This window comes from Haloferula rosea (assembly GCF_016595525.1).
Lineage (GTDB): Bacteria > Verrucomicrobiota > Verrucomicrobiia > Verrucomicrobiales > Akkermansiaceae > Haloferula > Haloferula rosea.
Genome location: NZ_JAENII010000058.1, coordinates 1 through 459 on the forward strand (window position 1 = coordinate 1; position 459 = coordinate 459).

General features: G+C 61.2%; 1 protein-coding gene. It reads left to right on the forward strand.

Translation table 11 applies throughout. The annotated features are described in order from the left end of the window. Nucleotides 1–142: 142 nt before the first annotated feature. Nucleotides 143–459: transposase (locus tag JIN81_RS18830; RefSeq protein ID WP_200283641.1), on the forward strand; the 317-nt coding region annotated here is incomplete at its 3' end.

The window sequence follows — 459 nt, forward strand, 5'->3', positions numbered from 1 at the left end:
CTTCTAATCGGGTTTCCCCGTCCCCCCCACAAGCAAGGGATTCTTGCCATCATAACACCCGCGTCTCAGCGAGTGGAGGCATCATACGAGTCCCGTTTTTCAAGCATTGACGCCACCCGGCTGGATTGGCTAGCTTTTCGCCATGGCCCGCCCCCTCCGCTACGAAGCGGCTGGAGCCGTCTACCATGTGATGGCGCGTGGCGAGGGCGGCAAGGATGTTTTTGAGGACGATACGGATCGGACGGTGTGGTTGGCGCGCTTGGGCGAGGTTTGCGGCAGCTACGGTTGGCGGGTGCACGCCTGGGTGATGATGGGGAACCATTTCCATCTGTTGATCGAGACGCCCGAGCCGAATCTGGTGGCGGGAATGAAGTGGTTCATGGGGGTGTTTTCCCAAGGATGGAACCGGCGCAGGAAGCGCCGGGGGCATGTGTTCCAGGGGCGCTACAAGGCGGTGGT